The organism is Rhizobium sp. CF142 (assembly GCF_000281145.1).
Taxonomy (GTDB): domain Bacteria; phylum Pseudomonadota; class Alphaproteobacteria; order Rhizobiales; family Rhizobiaceae; genus Rhizobium.
On the sequence record NZ_AJWE01000139.1, the window covers coordinates 1 to 5,134 of the forward strand.

General features: G+C 60.4%; 5 protein-coding genes. 2 read left to right on the forward strand and 3 right to left on the reverse strand.

All coding sequences use genetic code 11. The annotated features are described in order from the left end of the window. Positions 1-1,095, forward strand: a 1,095-nt coding sequence (locus PMI11_RS35080) for a hypothetical protein (protein WP_007827179.1), incomplete at its 5' end; no start/stop codon positions are given. 49 nt (positions 1,096-1,144) lie between these two features. On the opposite strand, the gene gor is transcribed toward PMI11_RS35080, so the two are convergent. The 3 genes from gor to rpiA all read right to left on the reverse strand — a co-directional run bounded on the left by gor (position 1,145) and on the right by rpiA (position 3,997). Then, on the reverse strand, positions 1,145-2,530 hold the full coding sequence (gene gor / locus PMI11_RS35085; RefSeq protein ID WP_007827180.1) for a glutathione-disulfide reductase: 1,386 nt from the start codon (positions 2,528-2,530) through the stop codon (positions 1,145-1,147). Between the two features lie 169 nt (positions 2,531-2,699). Continuing rightward, positions 2,700-3,281, reverse strand: coding sequence for a DUF2059 domain-containing protein (locus PMI11_RS35090; RefSeq protein WP_007827181.1), 582 nt, complete (start codon positions 3,279-3,281; stop codon positions 2,700-2,702). 17 nt (positions 3,282-3,298) lie between these two features. Then, positions 3,299-3,997 carry a ribose-5-phosphate isomerase RpiA gene (rpiA, locus tag PMI11_RS35095; protein ID WP_007827182.1) on the reverse strand — a complete coding sequence of 233 codons (699 nt, stop codon included), beginning with the start codon at positions 3,995-3,997 and terminating at the stop codon, positions 3,299-3,301. A gap of 194 nt (positions 3,998-4,191) precedes the next feature. Between rpiA and PMI11_RS35100 the strand changes: the two genes are divergently transcribed. Further along, positions 4,192-4,908: an HAD family hydrolase gene (locus tag PMI11_RS35100; protein WP_007827184.1), complete on the forward strand. Its 717-nt coding sequence runs from the start codon at positions 4,192-4,194 to the stop codon at positions 4,906-4,908. Positions 4,909-5,134: the final 226 nt, after the last annotated feature.

A 5,134-nucleotide genomic window follows, 5' to 3' on the forward strand; every position in this document is an offset into this window, starting at 1 on the left:
GATGCAGTGGCAGCCGCCATGACCATGAAGGGCAATGGCACCATCTCCGTTGCCAAGACGGATGCCCGCAACATCTTCTTTTCACAGATGTCCGGTGAACTGACCTCGGTGCCGGTTGAGCTCAGCATCGACGTCACCAAGACGGCCAATAAGCTCAATTCGCTCGTCTCCTTCAGCGCCTCCGTGCCCACCACCTTCATGCATGTCCTTGGCCAGGACTCTATCACCATATCGGGCACGGCGACGGCGGAATATCAGACCGCCTCCTTCATGGATTTCTACATCCTGCTCGACAATACGCCATCCATGGGTGTCGCCGCGACCCCGACCGATGTTTCCAAGCTGGAGGCCAAGACCGGCTGTGCCTTTGCCTGCCACCAGATGGACCAGACCACCAACAATTACACGATCGCCAAGAGCCTCGGCGTCGCCATGCGCATCGACGTGGTTCGCCAGGCAACCCAGGCGCTGACCGACACGGCCAAGACAGAGCGCGTCAGCGCCGATCAGTTCCGCATGGGCGTCTACACCTTCGGCACCAAGGCTGAGGACGCCAAGCTGACGACGATATCAGGCCTCACCTCGGACCTGACGACGGTGAAGAACTATACCAATGCCGTCGACCTGATGACCATTCCCTATCAGAACTACAATCAGGACCAGCTCACCAGCTTCGACAGCGCCATGACGCAGATGAACACCATTATCGATCCGGCCGGCGACGGAACGTCGAACGTCAACCCGGAAAAGATCCTGTTCTTCGTGTCGGATGGCGTCGGAGACAGCTACAAGCCATCGACCTGCACCAAGAAGACGACTGGTGGCCGCTGCCAGGAGCCCATCGATACGTCCTTCTGCAAGCCGCTGAAGGATCGTGGCGTCAAGATCGCCGTGCTCTACACCACCTACCTGCCGCTGCCGAGCAACAACTGGTACAATACCTGGATCAAGCCCTTCCAGAACGAGATACCCACGCGCATGGCCGCCTGCGCCTCGCCCGGCCTCTATTTCGAGGTGTCGCCGACCGAAGGCATTGCCGATGCCATGAAGGCACTGTTCCTGAAGGTCATCCGCGCGCCGCGGCTAACCAGCTAACCGCCTTCGCCTGCCGTTCGTGCGGCAGGCATCATTTCATGAGAACAGATTAAACGCGTTGGCCGTCACGGATACGGTAGCTCGGCGCATACATGGTCACCAGCTCTTCGGCGGCCGTCGGATGCAGCGCCATGGTGCGGTCGAAATCATCCTTGGTGCAGCCGGCCTTCAGCGTGATGCCGAGGATCTGCGCCATCTCGCCGGCGTCGTGACCGAGGATATGGGCGCCGACAACCTTGCGGCTTGCGGCATCGACGATCAGCTTCATGATCATCTTTTCGGCTCGGCCGGAAAGTGTGGCCTTCAGTGGCCGGAACTGGGCGCGGTAGACTTCCAGCTCCTTGTAGCGCTTGCCCGCCTCTTCCTCTGAAAGGCCGACCGTGCCGATCTCCGGCTGTGAGAAGACGGCGGTCGGGATCAGGTCGTAATCCGGCTTGGTCGGATTGTTCTTGTATTCCGTCTCGATGAAGCACATGGCCTCATGGATCGCCACTGGTGTCAGTTGTACCCGGTCGGTGACATCGCCGAGAGCATAGATGTTCTCGACATTGGTACGCGAATAGTCGTCGACGATGATGGCGCCGCGCTCGTTGACGGCAACACCGGCATTTTCGAGCCCCAGTCCCTTCGTGTTTGGGTCACGGCCAAGCGCTAGCATGACGACATCGGCATTCAGCGTCGCGCCCTTCATCGTCTCGATGACAAGGCCGTTCTCGCCCTTCGTCACCTTCTCCATCACATCCTGGCACAGGATGCGGATGCCCTTGGCAACCATCGCCTCATGCAGGCCGCGACGCAGGTCTTCATCGAAGCGCGACAGGATTTCGGTGCCACGATAGATCAGCGTCGTCTCGACGCCGAGCCCGTGGAAGATATTGGCGAATTCGACGGCGATATAACCACCGCCGGCAATCAGGATCGATTTCGGCAGCTCTTCCAGATGGAAGGCCTCGTTGGAGGAGATGCAGAGCTCATGGCCGGGAAGTGCGGCATGCGGGTTCGGTGTGCCGCCGGTCGCAATCACGATGGTCTTGGCCGTCACCGTCTCGCCGGTTTTCAGCAGCCGGATCGTATGCGCATCGACGAGTTCGGCGCGCGTCTCCAGGATCTCGGCATTGGCGCCGGAAAGCCCCTTCTTGTAGAGCCCTTCCAGCCGCGCGATCTCGCCATCCTTGGCGGCGATCAGCTTCTTCCAGTCGAACGAGCTTTCGCCGACCGTCCAGCCGAAGCCGGCAGCATCCTCGAAATGCTCGTGGAACTGCGAGGCGTAGACGAAGAGCTTCTTCGGCACGCAGCCGCGGATCACGCAGGTGCCGCCATAGCGGTATTCCTCGGCGATCGCCACCTTCTTGCCGAGCGAGGCCGCGACGCGCGCGCTGCGCACGCCACCCGAACCGCCGCCGATGACGAAGAGGTCGTAGTCGAAGGATGGCATGATGATCTCCGGAGGGAATCGCTGGATGGGTTGTTCGCATATAAGCAATTCCAGCAAAAGTGCGCAGCGGTTTTGCGTCCGGAATTGCGTCAGAACAAAGAGATAGGGACGGCAATAGAAAAACAAAAGCCCGGACGATGCCGGGCTTTTGCGAAAGGTGAAGGCGGCCTTACGGCTTGGCCGGTGCCGGCGCTGCGGCCGGAGCCGGGGTAGCCGGTGCAACCGGGCTTTCGGTTGCCGCCGGCGGAGCCTTGATGACCTTGGAAAGCTGGACATTGCTCTGCTTTTCGAGGTCGCGGGAAATGCCCTGCGCCCAGATATCGGCAGCCTTGGCGGTTTCGCGCGAGGCAACCGGGCCGTCGCGCAGCAGCTTCTTGCCGACGTCGGAATTGTAGAAATCGGCGATCGCCTTCAGCTCTTCGACCGAGAAGGCCTTGGCATAGGTCAGAGCGGCTTCCTTCTCGAGGTCGGCACGGCGCGGTGCCAGAGCCAGCGCCTGCGCATCGACGGTGGCGGAGATGACATCCTGATAGTTCGGCGAATCCTGAATGAGGCCGGCCTTCAGACGCTCGGCCAGACCTGGCAGGATGTTGTCATACTGGGTGGTTGCGCCGATCGCGTCCATGGCTGCGCGGGCAGCCTTCAGCTGCTCCTCGGAAACTTCCTGCGCTCTTGCGGCAGAGCCGAAGGCAAGCCCGGAAAGAACGATGGTCGCAGCGGCAAGACGGCCAAGACCTGCAATGTTCATCATGAGTTTCTATGCTCCTGTTATCTGTTTGCCTGCAGCGTGCGGGCGCCTGCAGGACCGGCAATGATCGCAAGCGCCGCCATGTTGATGAAAAGCCCGTGCTCCACGACACCGGGTATGGAATTCAGTTCCCTCGAAAGCGCCTCTGCATCAGGAATGCGGCCAAAAGATGCATCGATGATGTAGTGTCCGCCGTCAGTCGTAAACTCTCCGTCACCAGACTGACGTAACGTCAGTTCACCGGAGAGACCAAGGCGTGAGGCGGTCTTTTCGATCGCGATGCGCGTCGAAACGAGGCCGAAGGGATTGACCTCGATCGGCAATGCAAAAGCGCCGAGCGTCTGCACCAGCTTGCTTTCGTCGGCAATGACGATCATCCGCGTCGAGGCTGCAGCGACGATCTTTTCGCGTAACAGCGCACCGCCGCCACCCTTGATGAGCCGCAAGCCTGCATCGACTTCGTCGGCGCCGTCGATGGTGAGATCCAGTTGTGGCAGCTCATCCAGCGATTTCAGGGGAACGCCGAGTTCGACGCAAAGCCGTGCCGTGCGCTCGGACGTCGGAACGCCTTCGACCTTGAAACCGGCTGCAACCTTTTCAGCGAGCACGCGAACGAATTCCTCCGCCGTGCTTCCGGTCCCGATTCCGAGGCGCATGCCGTACTCGACATGGACAAGCGCGGCCTCAGCGGCCTTGATCTTCATTTCGCGGGCATCCATGCGCCGCCAGCTCCTGATATTGCGTTGGATGTGCTGTTTACACGGCTCGTATTGCAAACGAAAGCCAAAATCATCGTCCTGCGATTGAAAGCCACGCGTTTCGGCTGCGACTTTTCTATCAGCCCTCCTGGCGTTGCTTTTCGTCTGTTCATCGCCTACTCCCTGAAAATCCTACCCTGCAAAGAGGCATCACTTTGACCCTCGCTTCCGAAAATGCCGGCCAAGCCCTTATCGTCTTCGATCTCGACGGCACGCTGCTCGACACCCATGTCGATCTGGTCGAAAGCCTGAACTACACGATCGCAGCGCTGGATCTCGAGCCCGTCACCTATGACGACCTCACGCATCTGGTCGGCCAGGGCGCCCGTGTGATGATCGAGCGCGCCTGCAAACTGCAGGGCCGCCCGTTGGCCGCGGATGAAGTTCCTGATCTCGTCGAGCGTTTCGTCGCCCATTATAATGCGAACATGCCCGGCCATACGGTGCCCTATCCCGGCCTGATCGCCGCCATGGACCGGCTGAAAGCGTCGGGCTTTCGCCTCGCCGTCTGTACCAACAAGCTGGAAGGCTTGGCGACCGGTCTGCTCGAGAAGCTCGGCCTGACGCATTATTTCGATGCCATCACCGGCGGCGACACGTTCGAACACCGCAAGCCCGATGCACGGCATCTGACCGGCACCATCGAACGCGCGGGCGGCGATGTTTCCCGCTCGGTGATGATCGGCGACAGCATCAATGACATTGCGGTGGCGAAGAATGCCGCCGTGCCCTCCATCGCAGTGCCCTTCGGCTATTCGGATGTGCCGGTTTCGAGCCTCGACCCAGATGTGATCATCACGCATTTCGACGAGCTGACGGTGGAGTTGGTGGAGGATTTGTTGCGGGATTCTGCAGCGAAGATGGCGGTGTAAGGACGGCGCTGTCCCATATCATCTACCGGCGTGCCGTGTGGCACCCCCCTCTGGCCTGCCGGCCATCTCCCCCACAAGGGTGGAGATCGACCAGCGGCTGGACCTTCGCACATCGCTAACGTTGTGCTGTTTGTGACCTTGATTGTTGGGGAAACCGGTGCGCCCAGCCAATCTCCCCACCTGTGGGGGAGATGGCCGGCAGGCCAGAGCGACTGTCTTGAAAGTC